This is a genomic window from Massilia norwichensis (assembly GCF_024753245.1).
GTDB lineage: Bacteria > Pseudomonadota > Gammaproteobacteria > Burkholderiales > Burkholderiaceae_D > Telluria > Telluria norwichensis.
This window is the reverse complement of record NZ_JANUGX010000005.1, coordinates 1-17,059: the sequence shown is the minus strand read 5'-3', so window position 1 is coordinate 17,059 and position 17,059 is coordinate 1. Positions and strand designations below refer to the sequence as shown.

At 65.9% G+C, this 17,059-nt stretch carries 16 protein-coding genes; 12 read left to right on the top strand and 4 right to left on the bottom strand.

The window, feature by feature from the left end; all coding sequences use genetic code 11:
- The first annotated feature begins 1 nt into the window (after window position 1).
- From NX782_RS05895 to NX782_RS05875, 5 genes are all read left to right on the top strand, one after another.
- Window positions 2–2,083: a M13 family metallopeptidase gene (locus NX782_RS05895; RefSeq protein WP_258844497.1), complete on the top strand. Its 2,082-nt coding sequence runs from the start codon at window positions 2–4 to the stop codon at window positions 2,081–2,083.
- Window positions 2,084–2,217: 134 nt separating this feature from the next.
- Window positions 2,218–2,844 (top strand): class I SAM-dependent methyltransferase, encoded by a 627-nt coding sequence (locus NX782_RS05890; RefSeq protein WP_258844676.1) that lies wholly within the window; start codon window positions 2,218–2,220, stop codon window positions 2,842–2,844.
- Between the two features lie 189 nt (window positions 2,845–3,033).
- A complete protein-coding gene (locus NX782_RS05885) occupies window positions 3,034–3,213 on the top strand; it encodes a CsbD family protein (RefSeq protein WP_258844496.1) in 180 nt (59 codons plus the stop codon).
- Between the two features lie 69 nt (window positions 3,214–3,282).
- Window positions 3,283–3,825, top strand: coding sequence for a DUF2939 domain-containing protein (locus NX782_RS05880; protein ID WP_258844495.1), 543 nt, complete (start codon window positions 3,283–3,285; stop codon window positions 3,823–3,825).
- Window positions 3,826–3,845: 20 nt separating this feature from the next.
- On the top strand, window positions 3,846–4,715 hold the full coding sequence (locus NX782_RS05875; RefSeq protein WP_258844494.1) for an oxygenase MpaB family protein: 870 nt from the start codon (window positions 3,846–3,848) through the stop codon (window positions 4,713–4,715).
- Here NX782_RS05875 and NX782_RS05870 read toward each other — a convergent pair.
- Window positions 4,712–5,797, bottom strand: coding sequence for an AI-2E family transporter (locus tag NX782_RS05870; protein ID WP_258844493.1), 1,086 nt, complete (start codon window positions 5,795–5,797; stop codon window positions 4,712–4,714). The two genes, NX782_RS05875 and NX782_RS05870, sit on opposite strands and share 4 nt — an antisense overlap.
- A 122-nt stretch (window positions 5,798–5,919) precedes the next feature.
- Here NX782_RS05870 and NX782_RS05865 point away from each other — a divergent pair, with 122 nt between their 5' ends.
- Window positions 5,920–6,099: a CsbD family protein gene (locus tag NX782_RS05865; protein ID WP_258844492.1), complete on the top strand. Its 180-nt coding sequence runs from the start codon at window positions 5,920–5,922 to the stop codon at window positions 6,097–6,099.
- A gap of 136 nt (window positions 6,100–6,235) precedes the next feature.
- Here the strand turns inward: NX782_RS05865 and NX782_RS05860 are convergent, their stop codons facing one another.
- The gene (locus NX782_RS05860; protein ID WP_258844491.1) at window positions 6,236–8,455 is read right to left on the bottom strand and encodes a S9 family peptidase; all 2,220 of its coding nucleotides are present in this window, start codon (window positions 8,453–8,455) and stop codon (window positions 6,236–6,238) included.
- A gap of 138 nt (window positions 8,456–8,593) precedes the next feature.
- Between NX782_RS05860 and NX782_RS05855 the strand changes: the two genes are divergently transcribed.
- Window positions 8,594–9,685, top strand: a complete 1,092-nt coding sequence (locus NX782_RS05855; protein ID WP_258844490.1) for an oxidoreductase — start codon at window positions 8,594–8,596, stop codon at window positions 9,683–9,685.
- An 18-nt stretch (window positions 9,686–9,703) separates the two neighbouring features.
- A complete protein-coding gene (locus tag NX782_RS05850) occupies window positions 9,704–11,935 on the top strand; it encodes a heparinase II/III domain-containing protein (RefSeq protein ID WP_258844489.1) in 2,232 nt (743 codons plus the stop codon).
- A 15-nt stretch (window positions 11,936–11,950) separates the two neighbouring features.
- On the opposite strand, the gene NX782_RS05845 is transcribed toward NX782_RS05850, so the two are convergent.
- Window positions 11,951–13,357 carry an MATE family efflux transporter gene (locus NX782_RS05845; protein ID WP_258844488.1) on the bottom strand — a complete coding sequence of 469 codons (1,407 nt, stop codon included), beginning with the start codon at window positions 13,355–13,357 and terminating at the stop codon, window positions 11,951–11,953.
- A gap of 75 nt (window positions 13,358–13,432) precedes the next feature.
- Entirely contained in the window at window positions 13,433–14,335 is a 903-nt protein-coding gene (locus NX782_RS05840; RefSeq protein WP_258844487.1) for a c-type cytochrome, read from the bottom strand.
- A gap of 229 nt (window positions 14,336–14,564) precedes the next feature.
- Here NX782_RS05840 and NX782_RS05835 point away from each other — a divergent pair, with 229 nt between their 5' ends.
- The 4 genes from NX782_RS05835 to NX782_RS05820 all read left to right on the top strand — a co-directional run bounded on the left by NX782_RS05835 (window position 14,565) and on the right by NX782_RS05820 (window position 17,059).
- On the top strand, window positions 14,565–15,485 hold the full coding sequence (locus NX782_RS05835) for a DnaJ C-terminal domain-containing protein (protein ID WP_258844486.1): 921 nt from the start codon (window positions 14,565–14,567) through the stop codon (window positions 15,483–15,485).
- A 2-nt stretch (window positions 15,486–15,487) separates the two neighbouring features.
- Window positions 15,488–15,799 carry a chaperone modulator CbpM gene (locus NX782_RS05830; RefSeq protein ID WP_258844485.1) on the top strand — a complete coding sequence of 104 codons (312 nt, stop codon included), beginning with the start codon at window positions 15,488–15,490 and terminating at the stop codon, window positions 15,797–15,799.
- Window positions 15,800–15,899: 100 nt separating this feature from the next.
- The gene (locus tag NX782_RS05825) at window positions 15,900–16,472 is read left to right on the top strand and encodes a type 1 glutamine amidotransferase domain-containing protein (protein WP_258844484.1); all 573 of its coding nucleotides are present in this window, start codon (window positions 15,900–15,902) and stop codon (window positions 16,470–16,472) included.
- Window positions 16,472–17,059 carry a type 1 glutamine amidotransferase domain-containing protein gene (locus NX782_RS05820; protein WP_370661768.1) on the top strand — a complete coding sequence of 196 codons (588 nt, stop codon included), beginning with the start codon at window positions 16,472–16,474 and terminating at the stop codon, window positions 17,057–17,059. Before NX782_RS05825 ends, NX782_RS05820 begins: the two co-directional genes overlap by 1 nt.

The window sequence follows — 17,059 nt, the reverse complement described above, 5'->3', positions numbered from 1 at the left end:
CATGAAGACCAGCCGTACCAAGATGAACAGCGCCGTCAAGACCGCGATCGCACTGGCCCTGTGCGGCGCTGCCATCGTCTCGATGCCAGGCCAGGCGCAGCAGGCGAACGCGGCAAAGGCCGAGACCCAGGGAAATCAAACTGCGGCCAGCGCCACCCTGCGTCCGGGCGACGACTTCTTCGCCTACGCCAACGGCGACTGGCTCGCGAAAACCGAGATCCCGGCCGACCGCAGCTCCTGGGGCGCGATGGGCGCGCTGGCGGAAGAGACCAACCAGCGCATCGTCAAGATGATCGAAGACCTCGCCAACGACAAGAAGCTGTCCGGCGAGGCACGCAAGGTGTCGGACTACTACCGCACCTACATGAACGAAGCCGCGATCGAAGGCAAGGGCGTCGCGTCCCTGAAGCCGATGCTGGCGAAGATCGCCGCCATCAAGGACAAGGCCGGCCTGACGCGCGCGCTGGGCGAATCGGTCCGCGCCGACGTCGACCCGCTGAACAACACCGACTTCTTCACCGAGAACGTGTTCGGCCTGTGGGTCGCGCAAGGCCTGCACGACACCACCCGCAACATGCCCTACCTGCTGCAGGGCGGCCTGGGCATGCCGGACCGCGCCTACTACCTGGACAACAGCGAGCGCATGGCCGGCCTGCGCACCAGGTACCAGCAGCACATCGCGACGATGTTCAAGCTGGCCGGCTACAGCGACGCCGATGCCCAGGCCAAGGCGGCGAAGGTGTTCGCGCTCGAAGTCGACATCGCCAACACCCACGCCAGCCGCGCCGATTCGGCCGACGTGCTGAAGGCCGACAATACCTGGACCGTGAAGGACTTTGCGTCCAAGGCCCCGGGCATGGACTGGAACGCCTTCTTCAAGGCCGCCAGGCTGGGCGACCAGCAGAAGTTCATCGTCTGGCATCCGTCGGCGGTGATCGGCGAAGCGGCGCTGGTCGACAAGACCGACCTGCAGACCTGGAAGGATTACCTGGCCTTCCACCGCATCAACCAGATGGCCAATGTGCTGCCGAAGGCCTTCGCCGACCAGCGCTTCGATTTCTACGGCAAGTCGCTGAGCGGCACGCCGCAGCAGTCGGTCCGCTGGAAGCGCGCGCTGGGCGCGACCAACGAAGCGATGGACGAGGCGGTCGGCAAGATCTACGTGGCCAGGTACTTCCCGGCCGAGAACAAGGCGCGCCTGCAGCAGATGGTCGCCAACATCGTCGATGCCTTCGGCAAGCGCGTCGACAAGCTGGACTGGATGGCCCCGGCCACCCGCGCCCAGGCCAAGGAAAAGCTGAAGACCCTTTACGTGGGCGTGGGCTACCCGGACAAGTGGAAGTCCTACGAAGGCCTGAAGGTCGTGCTCGACGACGCCTTCGGCAACGCCGTGCGCGCCGACGAATTCCACACCGCGCAGGAGATCGCCAAGCTGCACCGCAAGCCGGACCGCACCGAATGGTCGATGCCGCCGCAACTGGTCAACGCCGTCAACCTGCCGCTGCAGAACGCGCTGAACTTCCCGGCCGCGATCCTGCAGCCGCCGTTCTTCGATCCGAAGGCATCGGACGCCACCAACTATGGGGCGATCGGCGCCATCATCGGCCACGAGATCAGCCACAGCTTCGACGACCAGGGCGCGCAATTCGACGCCCAGGGCCGCCTGCGCGACTGGTGGACCAAGCAGGATGCGGAGCATTTCAAGAACGCATCGAGCAAGCTGGTGGAACAGTACAACGGCTACAAGCCGTTCAGCGATCTCGCCGTCAACGGCCAGTTGACGCTGTCGGAAAACCTGGCCGACCTGGCCGGCCTGGCCGCGGCCTTCGATGCCTACAAGGCGGCAGCGGGCGCCAAGGCAGGGGAGGAGGGCGATCGCCAGTTCTTCCTCGGCTACGCGCACAGCTGGCGCAACAAGGCGCGCGAAGCCGCCGAGCGCCGCGGCATCCTGACCGACGGCCACGCGCCGGCGCAGTACCGCGCCGCCACCGTGCGCAACCTGGATGCCTGGTACAAGGCCTTCGACGTGCAGCCGGGCCAGAAGCTTTACCTGGCGCCGGAAGAGCGCGTTCGCGTCTGGTAATCGTTTTTAAAAGGTAACGGACACCGGCGAACTGGATGCCAGGCCTAGAATCAATGGCCTGGCATCCATACTGCAGGTGATCCATGAAGCAGCAATATCTCGACATTAACCGGACGCTGCGTCCGCATCCCTACATGGCACAGTACGACGACTTCAGGGACATCGCCGCGCGTACCCTTCATCATTACGACCTCAACGCGCCGCGCTTCTTTGCCGGCACCATCGATCACGACGTCAGCCAGAACATCGCCGCCCTGCTGGACGCGATCGAGGCTGAAGCGCCATTCACCATCCTCGACCTCGGCTGCGGGCCGGGCCGCGACCTGAAGACCTTCCGCAAGCTGGGCCACCGCGCCATCGGCCTGGACGGCAGCGAGAAATTCGTCGAGATGGCGGCCAGCTACAGCGGCTGCGAAGTCTGGCTGCAGAACTTCCTCGACCTCGACTTGCCGGACGAAATGTTCGACGGCATCTATGCCAACGCCTCGCTGTTCCACGTGCCGCGCAGCCTGCTGCCCAAGGTGCTGGGCGAGCTGTATGCCGCCCTGAAGCCCGGCGGCGTGCTGTTCAGCTCGAATCCGCGCGGCCATAACGAAGAGGGCTGGAACGGCCCGCGCTGGGGCAGCTTCCACGACTATCCGGCCTGGGAAGCCTTCGTGACCGGCGCCGGCTTCATGCCGCTGCACCATTACTATCGCCCGGCGGGCTTGCCGCGCGAGCAGCAGCCCTGGTTGGCCAGCGTCTGGCGCAAACCGCGCTGAAAGAAAATGATTCCACTACGTTAACCGGCGAACAGAGTCAGGCCGGCAATCGGCCCAAGATGGACCCGTACCGCTCGACAGCCGAACGGTATCGACGGGACCTCGACACCGCCACCAATCTCGGCGGTCCACCGAATGGGATGCGCAGCGGGCCGAGGATTCGTTAACTAACCGAAAGGAGGTGTCCATATGAACGAGGACCAGATCAAAGGCAAGGCCAAGGACGTTGGCGGCAAGATTCAAGAAGGTGTCGGCAAAGCCGTTGGCAGCAGCGAGCAACAAGCCAAAGGCCTGAACAAACAGGTCGAAGGCAAAGTGCAGGAGAAAGTCGGCGACGCGAAAGATATCGTCGGCAAGGGTAACCGCTGATCTGCATTGCCTAAGCGTGTACCTCCCAAACAGCCGCCTTGTGCGGCTGTTTTCTTTTAAGATGCACCCATGAATCGATTACAACAAAGGCTGCTGGCGGCTGCAGCCATCGCGATTGCCGCAGGCATCGCCGCTTACTGGTACTGGTCGCCCTACCTGGCGGTGCGCGCGCTGCGCGAAGCCGCGCTGAACGCCGACGCCGCGCGTTTCAACGAGCACGTCGACTTTCCGCGGGTGCGCGACAGCCTGAAAGCACAGTTCGCCGAGCGTATCGACGGCGCCGGCGGGCGTAGCGCAGGCGGCTTCGGCGGCCTGCTGGCGAATGCCGTGATCGGCACGGTCATCGATGCGGCCGTGCGGCCCGAGACGATCATGTTTGCGATGCGCGAAGGACGCTTCAACATCGAGCGTGGCGGGCAGCGCGAGGACCAGCCGCAGAGCGAGCCGGGCGAGCGCAAACAGCCCGTCTGGCGCACCGAGCGCCAGGGCGCCGACACCGTGCTCTTCCACGTTCAGCGGGACGGCGGCGACGGCAGCGACAGGATGGCGCTCGTCATGCAGCGCCACGGCTTTGCCGACTGGAAGCTGACCGACATCCGCCTGTCCGACTGAGGTTTGCCGGGACGATCGCGATGCTGGACACGCTGCAGAACCTGATGCGACCGCCCGCGGGCATGGACTTCGATTTCAGCCAGCCGCCCGGCGAGCCGGCGCTGGCGCCTGCCGGCGGTGTCTCCTGGCGCGTGTTCGCCAACCCGGTCGCGCTGTTCGTCGGCGGCGTGACCGCGGTGCTGCTCGAGCTGGCCGAACCCTCGGTGCGCTCGGGCGTGTGGGACCACAGCAGCTTCCAGCGCGATCCCGTCACCCGTCTGCGCCGCACCGGTTTCGCGGCGATGATGACCGTCTACGGCCCGCGCCCGGCGGCGGAAAAGATGATCGCCCACGTCACCAGAATGCACGGCCGCGTGGCCGGCACCACGCCGGACGGCACGGCCTACCGCGCCGACGATCCGCGCCTGCTCGACTGGGTGCATGCGACCGCAGCCTTCGGTTTTACCGAAGCCTATCACCGCTACGTGCACGCTTTGTCGGCGCAGGAAAAGGATGCCGCCTTCGCCGAAGGCCAGGCGGCGGCGCGGCTGTACGGTGCGGTGGATGCGCCGGCTTCGTGGAAGGAGTGGCAGGCGCTGCTCGAGACGACCGCGCCGGGCCTGGAAGGCTCGAACATCCTCGCCGACTTCATGCGCATCATGGAGCACGCCGCGATCCTGCCGGCACCCCTGCGCTGGCTGCAGCGGCTGCTAGTGCGCGCCGCGGTGGAGATCGCGCCGGAGCCGGTGCGCTCGCTGCCGCAATTGCGCGGGCGTGGCCTGCGCACGGGCGAAGCGACGCTGGTGCGCATGCTTGCGCGCACGGCCGGGCTGCTGCCGCTGGGCGATATGCCGCCGGCGCAGGCGGCGCGGCGGCTGGCTGGCGCCGGCGGCAAACGCAGGCCGGGCTAGCTGTCCTTCTTTTCCTCGTCCTTGTCTTTGTCATCGGCATGGTCGCCGAGGATGTCTTCCACGTACAGCATCTTGATCGCCACCATCAGCGTGGCCGTCATCGGCGTCGCCAGCGCGATCCCGGCAAAGCCGAAGATGGTGCCGAAGATCAGTTGCATCACGATGATCAGGGCCGGTGCGATCTCGACCGCCCAGGAATCGATCAGCGGCTGCACGATATAGCCTTGCACCAGCTGGATGCCGGCAAACAGCGCCACCGTGTACAGGGCCAGCTGTGGATCGACCGACAGCGCGATCAACACCGCCGGCACGCCCGCCATGATGGGGCCGAGGTAGGGGATGAAGTCGAGCAGGCCGGCGATGATGCCGAGGATGAGCCCGAGCGGCACGCCCAGCAGGGTCAGGCCGATCGCTGTCGCGATGCCGGCGATCAGCATCGAGCAGGAAGTGCCCAGCAGCCAGCGCGCCAGGGTGGCGCCGATCTCGTCCAGCACCTGGCCGGCGCGTGCGCGCTTGGACGGCGGCACCAGGCGGATGAAGCCATCCTTGTAGCGCTGCGGCGAGATCGCGAAATAGATGCCGACGAACAGGATGATGGCGACATTGCCGATGGCGCCCAGCACGCCGCCGAAGAACAGCCCGGCGTTCGGCACCATCTTGCCCAGGTATTGCATGAGTTCCTTGGGCTGCGGCAGGTCTTTGGCAAGGCGCTGGAGCAGCGGATGTTGCTCGACCATCTGCTGCAGGCGCTGGGCCGAGGCGGGCAGCTGCTGGGCCAGCTGGTTCGACTGCTCGCTGATTTGCGGCGCCATCGCCCAGCCGCCCAGGCCGATGACCAGCAGCAACAGACCCACCACGATGGCCAGGGCCAGCTTGCGGTTGATGTGCAGGCGCCGGCCGAGCCTCGCGCTCAGCTCGTACAGCAGGATGGCGAACAGGATGCAGCCGAACACCAGCAGCAGGGCGTCGGCCGCGTAATAGATGCCGGCCGCCAGCGCCAGGAACAGCACGGCCATGCCGTCGACCAGCGCGAAGCGGCGCATCAAGTGGCGTTGTTTGGGAGGGGAGGTCGGATCGCTCATGAAAAAAAGATTAACAGCGACGCGAGCCGCAAGTCGCGCGGCAGAGCTATGTGCGTGCGCTAACGGAGCCGTCGATCAATCTTTCTTATCATTGAGTCCACAGTCAACGAAAGGAGAGCACCATGAACTCGAACCAAGTCGAAGGCAAACTGAAAGACATCGGCGGCAAGATCCAGGAAGAAGCAGGCAAACTGGTCGGCAGCGAGGAGCAGCAAGTGAAAGGCCTGAAGAACCAGGTCGAAGGCAAGACCCAGGAGAAGCTGGGCGATGCGCAGAAAACGATTCACGACGCAACCAAGTAACAGGTAGGGTGGGCTCTCCGAGCCCACGTGCATCGTCGCCACAAAAAAATAGCCGCTCATCGTGAGCGGCTATTTTTTATCGTGGGCTCGGAGAGCCCACCCTACAAAAGGCAGGCAAGCGTGCCCACCCTACGAATTACTTGGCGTCGGTCCCGCCCAGGTTCTTCTTGAAGAAGGCCTCGATCATCCCGTACACGTGGCGCTGGCCGGTGCGCGAGGAGATGCCGTGCTTGGCGCCCGGGTAGGTCATCAGTTCGAACTGCACGTTGCGGTTGACCAGGGCGTCGATCAGGCGCGTGCTGTTGGTGAACAGCACGTTGTCGTCGGCCATGCCGTGCACCAGCAGCAGCGGCGACTTCAAACCGTCCAGATGCGCGAACACGCCGCTCTGCTTGTAGGCTTCCGGATTGCTCTTCGGCGTCGCGCCGACGAACTGCTCGGTGTAGTGGGTGTCGTACAGCGCCCAGTCGGTCACCGGAGCCACCGACACGCCCATCGCGATCTTGTCCGAGCCGGCTTCCAGCAGGCGCAGGGTCATGAAGCCGCCATAGCTCCAGCCGAACACGCCGACGCGCTTCGGATCGACGAAGCTCTGCGTGGCCAGCCAGTCGACGCCGGTCAGCTGGTCTTCGACTTCGTGCTTGCCGAGTTCGCCGTAGATGACGTCGGTGAACTGGCGCTCGCGGCGCGAGGAACCGCGGTTATCCAGCGTGAACACCACGAAGCCCTGTTGCGCCATGTACTGCTTGAACATGTTGCCCCAGCCGCGGGTGACCTGCTGCGAGTGCGGGCCGCCGTAGACGAACAGGAACACCGGATAGCGCTTGGCCGGATTGAAGCCGCTCGGCTTGATCATCGAGTAGTACAGCGTCTGGCCATCCTTGGCCTTGATCGAGCCGAACTCGGTCGGCAGGTGATCCGGCAGGTACTTGGCGTACGGGTGGTTGGCGTTCAGCTCGTTCTTCTCGATCCACTCGACCAGCGAACCGTCGGCCTTGCGGATCGACACTTGCGGCGGGGTGTTCGGATCGGAGAAGGTGTCGACGAAAATCTTGCCGTTGCGCGAGAAGGTGTCGCTGTGGATGCCGTCCTGCTTGGTGATGCGCACCGGCTTGTCGGCATTGCTGCCGTCCAGGTTCAGCGCGTAGGTCTGCCTGTCGATCACCGCATCCTTGTTCGACGAGATGTAGACCTTGCCGGCGTCTTCATCGATCGCCAGGATATTGTCCACGCCCCATTCACCCCTGGTGATCGGGTACATCAGCTTGCCGTTCAGGTCGAACATGTACAGGTGGTTGCGGCCGCTGCGCTCCGAGGCCCAGATGAAGGCCTTGCGCTTCTTGAGGAAGTGCAGGTCGTCGTTGATCGCGACCCAGGTCTTCGAGGTCTCGGTCAGCAGCGGACGCTGGGCCAGGCTGGCGGCGTCGACCGCCACCAGGTCCAGGCGCTTCTGGTCGCGCGTCTGGCGCTGGAAGACCAGGGTCTTGGCGTCGGCGCTCCAGTCGGCGCGCACCAGGTAGATATCCTTCTCGGGACCGAGGTCGACTTTCTTCTGGCTGCCTGTGGCCGGGTCGACGATCATCAGGTCGATCAGGACGTTCGGGTCGCCGGCGGCCGGGTAGTGCTGGTCGATGACTTCGGTACGGTCGGCAAAGATCTCGAAGCGGCGCGCGACCGGCACCGGGGCCTCGTCGTAGCGGCGATAAGCGATCGCGGAATCGTCCGGCGCCCAGTAGTAGCCGGTGTGCTGGTCCATCTCTTCCTGCGCGACGAATTCGGCCTCGCCGTTGTGCACGGTGCCCTTGCCATCGGTGGTCAGCTGGCGCTCCTTGCCGGTCGACAGGTCGATCACGAACAGGTTCTGGTCGCGCACGAAGGAGACGTAGCGGCCCTTTGGCGAGATCTTCGGATCGCCGACGTTGCCCGAGGCGACCTTGCGCGCGTTGTCCGGGTTGCCGGCGTCGACCAGGTAGAGGTCGCCGGCGATCGGCACCAGGATCTGCTTGCCGCTCGGCGCCCAGCTGTAGTTGATGATGCCCGACAGGCTGGCGGTACGCGCGCGTTCGCGGCGTGCCTTTTCTTCCAGCGACAGGTTCTCGGTGGGGACCAGTTTCTTGGAGTCGACCAGGCGGCGCATGGTCTTGTCCTTCATATTGTATTCCCACAGATCCAGCTGGAACTGGTTGTCGGCGCGGCCGCGCAGGAAGGTGACGCGTTCGCCGTCGGGCGATACGCGCAGGTTACGCACGCCGGGACCGGACAACGCCGGGTCGGCGTGGATTCGGTCCAGGGTCAGGCGTTCCGCGGATGCGGGAACGGCCGACAGGGCGGCCAGGAGGCAGAGAAGGAGGCGCATGGATTGTCTCGCGGGTAAAGATTAATTATGTGCAACGGCCGAGACGATACCAGAGTAAGCCCTTGCGCGCTGTAAATATGTGGGTGGCCGCCTGCTTGCACTACACTTGACTGACCATGGATATCGACGAGGACAGGGATGATTGAACAGCGGCTGCGGGTGGGCTTAATCGGATTCGGCTACGCCGGCAAAACCTTCCACGCGCCCTTGATCCGCGCAACGCCTGGGCTCGAACTCGCCGCCGTCGCCAGCAGCGATGCCGGGAAGGTGCGCGCGGCACTCGGCGCCGATGCGGTCGTGTTTTCGCGCGCCGATGAGTTGATTGCGCAAGCAGATATCGATCTGGTGGTCGTCGCCAGCCCGAACGCGACTCACGTCGAACTCGCCACGGCGGCACTGGAAGCCGGCAAGCACGTGGTGGTCGACAAGCCCTTCACCGCCGATACCGCGCAAGCCATGCAACTGGCCGCGCTGGCCAGCCAACGGGGCCGCCTGCTGAGCGTCTTTCACAACCGCCGCTGGGACAGCACCACGCGCACCGCCAGCAAGCTGCTGGCCTCAGGCATGCTGGGCGAGATCCGCTACGCCGCCATGCACTACGACCGCTTCCGGCCGCAGCCCGTCGACCGCTGGAAAGAGCGTGCGGAAGCCGGCGGCGGGTTGTGGATGGATCTCGGCCCGCATCTGCTGGACGAGGCCCTGTGTTACTTCGGCCCGCCGCTGGCGATCCAGGCCGACATCGCGGCCGTGCGCCCGGGCGCGGGCGCCGACGACAGCTTTCACGCCCGCTTGCGCTATGCCGACGGCTTGCGGGTCGACCTGCAGGCCAGCATGCTCGGGGCCTTGCCGCGTCCGCGCCTGCTGCTGCAGGGCACGCGCGGCACCTACCTCAAGCAGGGCCTCGATCCGCAGGAGGCGGCACTGAAGGCAGGCCTGCTGCCGGCGCCCGCGGACGATGCCGCTTGGGGCATCGATGCGGAAGACGGCATCGCCATGCTCGGGCAGGAGGATGAAGCGCGCAGGATCGCGGTGCCGACTGAAAACGGCGCCTATCCCGCGTATTATCGGCAGTTGGCGGAGGCGATCCGGGGCAGGGCGGCCAACCCGGTGCCGCCGGAAGAGGCCATCGCGGTCATGCGCCTGCTCGACGCCGGACGCGCCAGCAGTGAGCGGCGCTGCGAGGTGGCGCTCGCCTCCGACGAGTTCCCGTACACTGGAAGGCAGAGTTGACTTTCGGGAAACATTGACATGAGTTTGCATGGGAAAGGCATCGCCCTTGCGGCGCTGCTGTCGTCGGTGCTGTGGCCGATCGGCGCGCGTGCCGACTGGGCGCAGGTGAGCGATCCGCTTGTCATCCGGGCCAATCCGTCCAAGGGTGAAGTGCAGCTGCAGAACCCGCCGACCTTCACCTGGGCCCGCCACCCTAGCGGCGCGGCCCGCTACGAGATCCAGATCGTGCCGGCGGGCGGCACGCCGCTCGGCAGCACCGTCGATCGCAACTGGTACCTGCCGACCAAAGCCCTGGCCCCGGGCGACTATACCTGGCGCGTGCGTCCGGTCGGCTCGAACGACTGGTCGACGCCGCGTGCGTTCTCGATCACGGCCAAGTCGACCGCCTTCGAGGTGCCGGACAATGCCACGCTGCGTGCGCGTATCCTGGCGAATGCCCGGCCGCGCTCGCTGCCGGCGTCGTTCGCAGCCTACGCTGGCTGGAGCGCCGCCAAAAGGAAGGACCTGGACCCATACGTCAGCCGCCTGGTCAACGAAGTCAAGGTGCAGATCCAGAAAGAACCCGACCTCGATGACGAGCGCTGGTCGCTCGTGATGAACGCACCGCTGACGGCGGCGATGGCCGCCCAGCAGCGGGAAGTCGCGAACGGCATCGACGAAGCCTCGCGCCAGCTGGAAGCGGCAGCCATCCTGTGGCGCCTGAAGAAGGATCCGGTCTACCTGAAGGAAGCCTTCAAGCGCGGCGACCAGATGGCCGCGCTGAGCCCCCAGGGACCGACCAGCCAGACCAACCAGGACCAGGCCACGCGCCAGATCGCGCTGTCCCTGGTCAAGGCGGTCGACCTGCTGGCCGGCGACCTGGACGCCGAGCGCAAGGAAAGCTGGTTGAAAATCGTGCGCGTGCGCGCCAACGAGATGTTCAACACCCTGGCCGCCGACAAGGGACGGCTGGACCAGAACCCGTACGACCCGCACGGCAATACGCTGCTGGGCTACATGGCGCTGATCTCGACCTTGGCGCTCGGCGAGGTGCCGGAGGCGCAGAAGTGGTTCGACTTCAGCTTCCGGGCCCATGCCGCGATGCCGGACCCGTGGTCGGGGCAAGAGGGCGGCTACGCCAACGGCACCGCTTATGCCGAGTACGCAGCCGGCTATATGATCGCCTTATGGGACCCGATCCGCCAGGCCACCGGCGTCAACCTCTACGCCAAGCCGTGGACGGTGGGCTTCATGGACTTCCTGATCCAGTTCGTCCCGCCGGGCGCCCCCGTGCATGCCTTCGGCGACGGTTCCGAAACCAAGCCCGACCCGCGCGTGTTGCTCGCCCTGGCGAACCGCATGGTGTCGCCGCGCGCCGCCTGGTATGCGAGCAAGCTCAAGGCGACCGAGGATGCGCTGTCCGTGCTCGAGGCGCCATACCCGATGCCCGTGGCCGGCACCAAACGCAAGATCCCGCCATCCAACTCGGCCTGGTTCCCGAGCATCGGCTGGGTGGCGATGCACAGCGACATCGGCTCGAGCAAGGACACGGCGCTGTACTTCAAGTCCAGTACCTACGGCTCCTTCAACCACAGCCACGGCGACCAGAACGGCCTGCTCCTGAACGTGGCCGGCAAAGCGCTGCTGGTCAAGGCCGGCTGGTACGACTGGTACGGCTCGCCGCGCTGGAAGGACTGGTATCACCAGACCCGCTCGCAGAATGCGATCACCTTCGATGACGGCAAGGGGCAGCTGGTGGACGGCTACCGCGAACAGCTGCTGCGCAATGGCCGCATCACCAGATTCACGGCGCGCCCGGACTACGACTATGCGGAAGGGGATGCGACGCCGGCCTATGGCGGCCAGCTGACGCAGGCCAGGCGCCAGATCGTCTACCTGCACGACCCGAACGCGTTCGTGGTGCGCGACCTGCTGGCGGCGAAGGCGCCGCACACCTACGAGTTCAACGTGCACGCTCCCGGCATGATGAAGGTCGAGGACACGGACAGCGTGAAGATCGGCACTGGCCGCCAATCGGTCTGCCTGCGCGACCTGAACGGCAACGCGCCCTTCGAAAAGTGGACCGGGCCGGCGCCGAAGAAGGGCGTCACCGAGGACCATGGTGCGTTCTACCTGAAGAACGATGGCGGTGCGCCGGCCGAATTCCTGGTGCTGCTGGATGTCGGTTGCAAGCGTCCGCGCGTCAGCGTCGACAGTGCAGGAGGGCGGCGCAAGGTGACGGTGGGCGGGCAGTCCTTCGAGTTCGATTGATGGCCCAGGTGCCGCTCAGGTGGCGCCGGCCTCGAGAATGCGCCGCTTCGACAGATTGTTGAGCGACCAGGCCAGCAGCACCGCCGCCACGGTCAGACCCAGCACCAGGCCGATCCAGAAGCCGGCGGCCTGCATCGGCGCGCCTGGCGACCACGGGAACCAGGCTGGGGCCCAGCCCAGGATCCAGCCGACCGGCAGGGCCACGCCCCAGAAGGCGATCATCTGGATCACCATCGGCGAACGCGTGACTTTATAGCCGCGGATCGCGGACGCCGCCGCGACCTGGGTCGAGTCGGACAGCTGGAAGATCGCGGCCAGCAGCAGCAGCGTGGCGCAGGTGGACTGCACCGCCGGGTCCGAGCTGTACATCGCGGCGATCTGCCAGCGGAACAGGGCAATGCCCAGCGCCGACAGCGCGCCAAACGAGACGCACATGCCGGTGCCGACCCAGGCCACGAAGCGTGCCTTGACCGGGTCGCCTTCGCCCATCGACTGGCCGACGCGGGTCAGGGCGCCGATCGAAAAGCTCAGCGGCACCATGAACACCAGCGAGATGAAGTTCAGCGCAACCTGGTGCGCCGACACCTGCACCACGCCGAAGCGCGCGACCAGCAGGCTGACCACGCCGAAGGCGCTGACTTCGGCGAAGTGGGTCACGCCGATCGGCAGGCCGAGCTTGAGCATGCTGCGGATCTCGGGCCAGTTCGGGCCTTCCCAATGCGTGAACGGATAGGTCGCGCGGTAGGCGCTCGACACCTTGATCCAGCCGATCATCGCGGCCAGCATCAGCCACACGCCGGAAGCGGTCGACACCGCGCAGCCGAGGGCGCCGAGCTTCGGAAAGCCGAAGCTGCCGAAGATGAACAGGTAGTTGACGACGATGTTGTACAGCAGGCCGAGGATGGCGATGACCATGATCGGCTTGGTCTGGTTGATGCTGGTCGTGTAGCCGTACAGCGCGCGGTAGCAGGCGAAGGCCGGCATGCCGAGGCTGATGATGTGCAGGAAATTCTTGGCGCGATCGGCCACCGCCTGCTCCAGGCCGATATGGTCGAACAGCAGCGTGCACAGGTTGGCGGCGATGCAGCCGCCAATGCCGACGATCAGGCCCATCCACAGCGATTCGCGCACCGAGTGCGAGATCCTGTCGAAGCGCCCGGCGCCCATCTCGTGCGAGACCACCGAGTTCACGGCCATCATGATGCCCATCACGGTCACCAGCACGATCGACCACACCGAGGTGCCGAGCGAGACGGCGGCCAGTTCGGCCGCGCTGACGTGGCCGGTCATCGCCACGTCCGCCACGCCCATGCCGACGGTCGCAAGCTGGCCAACCAGCATCGGCCATGAGAGGCGCCACAGGGTCGTGATCTCGGTGCGGACTGGGGATGAAACGTGCGCGGCGGTAACAGTAGACGTCATGACTCGGTTTGCTGGGGAAACCGATCATTCTACTGTAGGGTGGGCGCGCCGTGCCCACGCATGGTGCTCGCGTGACTAGTGTCGGCCAGCCTCGCGCGCCGGCACCGTTTTCAGGTAGGCATACAAAGCCTGCGCATCGGTATCGTTCATCTGCTTGAGCGAAGCGAAGGGCATGACCGGACTGATCGGCTTGCCGTCCGGCCGCTGGCCGGTGCGCAGCATGGCCATGAAGGCTTGCGGTGTCGGATAGCGCACCATGGCGCTGCCCTTGCCGGGCGTCAGGTTGGAGGCGGCGGGCCAGGACGGCGGCGTGCCGGGAATCCTGCCGCCGCTGAGGGCCGCACCGTGACAGCCGATGCAGGCATTGGCGACATAGGCGCCATACTCGGGCGTGACGGCGGCCGCGATCGCGCGGGCCGGTCCCTGCGCGTGGTCGATCTTTTCGGAGGCATCCTGGATCATGCCGAAGGCGTACAGCGCCTTCACCTGGGCCGAGACCTCGATCACGGCCTTGTTGCCCGGCACCGGGCGCATCTGCTGGAGGTAGGCGACCAGGGCCGCCATGTCCTCGTCGGTGAAGCGGCTGTAGTCCTCGCTGGGCATCATCATGACCGGGTTGCCGTTCGGCTTGACGCCGTGGCGCACGGTGCGCACCCAGTCGACCACCTGGTAGGCCGCGGTGGTGCCGTTGGCGCCGGCCGTGATGTTGGGCGCGACCACGAGCATGCCGCCATCCCTGACGACAGTCTTGCCGGCGCCATCGGCGCCATGACATTCGGCGCAGCCGCGCGTGTTGTAGAGGTAGCGTCCATGCTCGATGCGGGCGGGGTCGGGCACCACGTCCAGCGGACGCACCTGCAGCACCACGTTGCGCGCCATCTTGCGCTCGCCCATCGCCTTGCCGACCACGGTCGCGGCCACGCCCAGCAGGGCGAGCGTGACCAGTGCGGTGCTGGTGCGTTTGACCCACTTGTTCATATCGCCCTCCCCAGGTAAATACGTTCCAATTGCCAATTTAACATTGCTCAGCAGTTATGCCTAGCTGGTCGATGGCGCGGCTGTTGCCTTACCCATTCTGGGCAAAACGGCAGCGCCAGGGATGTGCCAAATCAGCAGTCGTACGCGCCGTGCATGCGTAGTTGAACTATCAAGTTCAGCCCATAAATACGGAGCTATCCAACCAATCCATCCATCGGGAGCTACGCTCGTGGAATACAAGGACTACTACCAGACACTTGGTGTCGAACGGACCGCGTCCGCCGACGACATCAAGAAGGCTTACCGCAAGCTGGTCCGGCAATACCACCCGGACGTCAGCAAGCACAAGGACGCAACGGAAAAGACCAAGGAAATCAACGAGGCCTACGAGGTGCTGGGCGACGCCGAGAAACGCGCCGCCTACGACGCGCTCGGCCAGGGACGGCGCCACGGCCAGGACTTCCAGCCGCCGCCGGACTGGGGCCAGCAGTACGATTTCGGCGGCGGCGCCAGCGCCGAGGACATCTTCGCCGACCTGTTCGCGCACATGGGACGGGGCCGCGGCCGTGGCGGCGCCGGCATGGGCGGCATGGGCGGAGGCGGTTTCCAGATGCGCGGCGAGGACATCCACGCCGCCATCTCCATCGACCTGCGCGACGCTTACCAGGGCGCCACGCGCACCATCTCCCTGCGCGCCGGCCAACAGGAAAAGACCCTGAGCGTGAACATTCCGAAAGGCGTTACGCCGGGCCAGCAGCTGCGCCTGGCGGGCCAGGGCCATCCGGGCATGGGCGGTGGCGGGCCGGGCGACCTGTTCCTGGAAATCCAGTTCAACCCGGACGCGCGCTACCGCGTCGAGGGCGCCAGCGTCTACCAGAACGTGCCGGTGGCGCCGTGGGAAGCGGCGCTCGGCGCCAGCATTTCGGTGCCGACGCCATCCGGCGCGGTCGAGGTGAGCGTGCCGCCGGGCTCGCAGAGCGGCCGCAAGCTGCGCCTGAAGGGCAGGGGCATCCCCTCGTCGCAGCCGGGCGACCTGTACCTGATCCTGGACGTGGTGCTGCCGCCGGCCACCAGCGACCGTGCGCGCGCGCTGTACGAACAGATGGCGCGCGAACTTGCCTTCAATCCGCGTGAACGCATAGGAGCCTGACGATGCATGAGATGACGATCCTGAGCGGCGTCCTGGTCGACGATGCCGCCCTGACGCTCGAGGAACTGGCGCGCGCCTGCGGTGTCGAACCCGACTGGGTGGTGCGCCGGGTACACGCCGGCATCCTCGGCGGCCAAGCCAGCGTGCAATTAACCGCATGGCGCTTCCGCAGCGGCGACCTGCTGCGCGCCCGCAGCTTGCTGCGCGTGGAGCGCGACTTCGACGCCAACGAAGACGTGGCCGCGCTGGTGGTCGACCTCAGCGACGAGGTGCGCCGCCTGCGTGCGCGCCTGCACGCGCTGGGCTTCGATTGAAGCGCTTCGCTTCCCTGCGGCACGCTGGCGCCGCCCTGTAGCGGGCAAAACTACAATCGTCCTCCAACAGCGATCACACTATCGATGACAAGGAGGTGTCATGCAACAGAATGCGCAACAGGCGGGCCGGGCCCTGCAGGGCAAGCGCGTGGCCATCCTGATGACGGATGGCGTCGAACAAGTCGAATACACGGGGCCGCGCGGCTTTCTCGAAGAGCAGGGCGCCCAGGTGACCCTGATCTCGCCGAAGGGCGCCGGCGAGGAGATCCAGGGCTTCAATCACATGGACCTCGGCGACAAATTCAAGGTCGAGATGAACGTGCGCGATGCCCAGCCAGGCGATTTCGACGCGCTGGTGCTGCCGGGCGGTGTGGCCAATCCGGACCAGCTGCGCCTGTCGGCGGAATCGATCGGCTTCATCCGCGAATTCGGCATGGGCAACAAGCCGATCGCCGCGATCTGCCACGGACCCTGGACCCTGATCGATGCCGAGCTCGTCACCGGCAGGCGCATGACCAGCTGGCCGACGCTGCAGACCGACTTGCGCAACGCCGGCGCCGAATGGACCGACGAGCAGGTGGTGGTCGACGGCGGCCTGGTCACCAGCCGCAAACCGGACGACATCCCGGCCTTCAACCAGGCCATCCTGAAAGAATTGGCGGAGGGGAAATGATGGAACAAGTCTCGAGCAGGCCCCTGGAGGGCAAGCGCGTCGCCATGCTGATGACGGACGGCGTGGAGCAGATCGAATACACCAGCCCCCGGTCCTATCTGGAGGAGCGCGGCGCCACCGTGGTGCTGCTGTCGCCGAAGGATGCCGGCGAGGAAGTGCAGGGCTTTAATCACCTGCAGCCGGGCGACAAGTTCAAGGTCGAGATGAACGTGCGCGACGCCAACCCGACCGACTTCGATGCCCTGGTGCTGCCGGGCGGCGTGGCGAATCCGGACAACCTGCGCATGAGCCGCGAGGCGATCGATTTCATCCGCGGTTTCAGCGTCGAGGACAAGCCGGTCGGCGCCATCTGCCACGGTCCCTGGACGCTGATCGATGCCGGCATCGCCACCGCCAAGCACATGACCAGCTGGCCGAGTCTGAAGAAGGACCTGATCAACGCCGGGGCCGAATGGACCGATGACGAGGTCGTCATCGATGCGCGCCTGGTTACCAGCCGCAAGCCCGACGACCTGCCGGCCTTTAACGACGCCATGGCCAAGGAACTGATGCTGGCGCCGGGCACCGATCCGGGACCGACCGCGTAA

Excerpts from the sequence above, each read along its gene's own strand:
- NX782_RS05895 (WP_258844497.1), top strand. The coding sequence starts at position 2 with ATGAAGACCAGCCGTACCAAGATGAACAGCGCCGTCAAGACCGCGATC.
- NX782_RS05890 (WP_258844676.1), top strand. The coding sequence starts at position 2,218 with ATGGCACAGTACGACGACTTCAGGGACATCGCCGCGCGTACCCTTCAT.
- NX782_RS05885 (WP_258844496.1), top strand. The coding sequence starts at position 3,034 with ATGAACGAGGACCAGATCAAAGGCAAGGCCAAGGACGTTGGCGGCAAG.
- NX782_RS05880 (WP_258844495.1), top strand. The coding sequence starts at position 3,283 with ATGAATCGATTACAACAAAGGCTGCTGGCGGCTGCAGCCATCGCGATT.
- NX782_RS05875 (WP_258844494.1), top strand. The coding sequence starts at position 3,846 with ATGCTGGACACGCTGCAGAACCTGATGCGACCGCCCGCGGGCATGGAC.
- NX782_RS05870 (WP_258844493.1), bottom strand. The coding sequence starts at position 5,797 with ATGAGCGATCCGACCTCCCCTCCCAAACAACGCCACTTGATGCGCCGC.
- NX782_RS05865 (WP_258844492.1), top strand. The coding sequence starts at position 5,920 with ATGAACTCGAACCAAGTCGAAGGCAAACTGAAAGACATCGGCGGCAAG.
- NX782_RS05860 (WP_258844491.1), bottom strand. The coding sequence starts at position 8,455 with ATGCGCCTCCTTCTCTGCCTCCTGGCCGCCCTGTCGGCCGTTCCCGCA.
- NX782_RS05855 (WP_258844490.1), top strand. The coding sequence starts at position 8,594 with ATGATTGAACAGCGGCTGCGGGTGGGCTTAATCGGATTCGGCTACGCC.
- NX782_RS05850 (WP_258844489.1), top strand. The coding sequence starts at position 9,704 with ATGAGTTTGCATGGGAAAGGCATCGCCCTTGCGGCGCTGCTGTCGTCG.
- NX782_RS05845 (WP_258844488.1), bottom strand. The coding sequence starts at position 13,357 with ATGACGTCTACTGTTACCGCCGCGCACGTTTCATCCCCAGTCCGCACC.
- NX782_RS05840 (WP_258844487.1), bottom strand. The coding sequence starts at position 14,335 with ATGAACAAGTGGGTCAAACGCACCAGCACCGCACTGGTCACGCTCGCC.
- NX782_RS05830 (WP_258844485.1), top strand. The coding sequence starts at position 15,488 with ATGCATGAGATGACGATCCTGAGCGGCGTCCTGGTCGACGATGCCGCC.
- NX782_RS05825 (WP_258844484.1), top strand. The coding sequence starts at position 15,900 with ATGCAACAGAATGCGCAACAGGCGGGCCGGGCCCTGCAGGGCAAGCGC.
- NX782_RS05820 (WP_370661768.1), top strand. The coding sequence starts at position 16,472 with ATGGAACAAGTCTCGAGCAGGCCCCTGGAGGGCAAGCGCGTCGCCATG.